Annotated in this window: 2 pseudogenes; one reads left to right on the top strand and one right to left on the bottom strand. The window is 73.6% G+C overall.

Going from position 1 to position 1,665, the window contains the following annotated elements:
• Positions 1-927: pseudogene (locus FV222_RS25225) on the top strand (carboxypeptidase M32); the annotation flags it as partial.
• On the opposite strand, the pseudogene FV222_RS30130 reads toward FV222_RS25225, so the two are convergent.
• Positions 914-1,665 (bottom strand): annotated as a pseudogene (locus tag FV222_RS30130) (chromosome segregation protein SMC); the annotation flags it as partial. The pseudogenes FV222_RS25225 and FV222_RS30130 sit on opposite strands and share 14 nt — an antisense overlap.

Here is a 1,665-nt window from a genome sequence, read left to right as displayed (position 1 = left end):
GGCGAGCCCGCGCCGCTGCCGCTGGACGGCCCGTTCCCGGTGGACGCGCAGAAGCGGATCGGGCTGGCGCTGATGCGGGCGCTCGGGTTCGACTTCACCCGCGGGCGCCTCGACATCAGCCTGCATCCGTTCTGCGGCGGCGCCACGGACGACGTGCGGATCACCACCCGTTACGACGAGGCCGACTTCGGGCGGGCGTTGATGGGCGTGCTGCACGAGACCGGCCATGCGCTCTACGAGCAGGGCCGCCCGGCCGCATGGCGCAACCAGCCCGTCGGCAAGGCGCGCGGCATGAGCCTGCACGAGAGCCAATCGCTGATCGTCGAGATGCAGGCCTGCCGCAGCCGCGAATTCTTCGCGTTCCTGGCGCCCCTGGTGCGGGCGGAGTTCGGCCGCGACGGCGCCGCCTTCACGGCCGAGAACCTCCACCGCCTGCACACGCGGGTCGAGCCCGGCTTCATCCGGGTGGATGCCGACGAGGCGACCTATCCGGCCCACATCCTGCTGCGCTACGACCTCGAATCCGCGCTGATCGCCGGCGACCTCGCACTGGCCGACCTGCCGGGCGCGTTCAACGACGGCATGCGCCGCCTGCTCGGCCTCACCGTTCCGAACGACCGCCTCGGCTGCCTGCAGGACATCCACTGGCCGAGCGGCGCCTGGGGCTACTTCCCGACCTACACCCTCGGGGCGATGGCCGCCGCCCAGCTCTTCGCCGCGGCCAAGCGCGCCGAGCCGGGAATCTTGCCGGGCCTCGCCACGGGCGACTTCGCGCCGCTGCGGGGCTGGCTGCGCACGCACGTCCACGAACACGGCAGCCGGCTCCCCACCGACACGCTGCTCGAGCGGGCGACCGGCTCTCCGCTCGGGACGGAGGCCTACCTCGCCCACCTCGAGGCGCGCTACGGGCGCCCTACAGCGGAATGATGTCCACGGCCGAGCCGAGGCGTGCCTGCGCCAGGTCGGCCACGTGCCGGTGGTGGGTGAACAGGATCGGCTGCACCGTGCCGCCGATCGCTGCCAGCGCTTCGAGGCCGTGCCCGGTGCGCGCGTCGTCGAAGGTCGAGAACAGGTCGTCGCCGATGAACGGCGCCGGCTCTGCCTTGCCCGCGTAATCCTCCAGGTAGGCCAGGCGCAGGGCGAGGTAGAGCTGGTCGCGGGTGCCCTCGCTGAGACCCTGGACGTGGATCGTCTCGCCGCCCGCGCGGCGCGCCACGATCAGCGCCTTGTCGGCCTCGTCGTAATCCTGCGCGAGGCCGGAGAACGCGCCTCCGGTGAGCGCCGCCATGATCCCGCCGGCGCGGGCCAGCAGCGGGTCCTGCTGCCCGGTCCGCTGGCGGGCGATCGCGTTGCCGAGCATCAGGCTCGCGAGCTTCAGGACCGCCCATTGCCGGGCGCTGCCCTGTAGCTCGGCCTCGGCGGCCTTCTTCTGCGCCAGCGCCAGCTCGGCGCCGGTGCCGCCCTCCAGGGCCTCCCGCCGACGCTCGTTCCGGTCGCGCTCGGCGAAGGCCGTCTTGCCGCGCTGGTCGAGGTCCTCGTCCTCCATCGCCAGACGGCGCAGCCCCGCCTCGATCGCGTCCGGATCGATGGCGGCGAGATCCGCGCGCAGCGTCTCCTCGGGGATGCCGTCGGCGGCGCGGGCCAGCTCGGCGCGGCGCGCCTGCG

Origin of the sequence: Methylobacterium sp. WL103 (genome assembly GCF_008039885.1) — a bacterium.
In the GTDB taxonomy this organism is placed as follows: Bacteria; Pseudomonadota; Alphaproteobacteria; order Rhizobiales; family Beijerinckiaceae; genus Methylobacterium; species Methylobacterium cerastii.
This window is presented reverse-complemented; position numbering and strand designations above follow the sequence as displayed.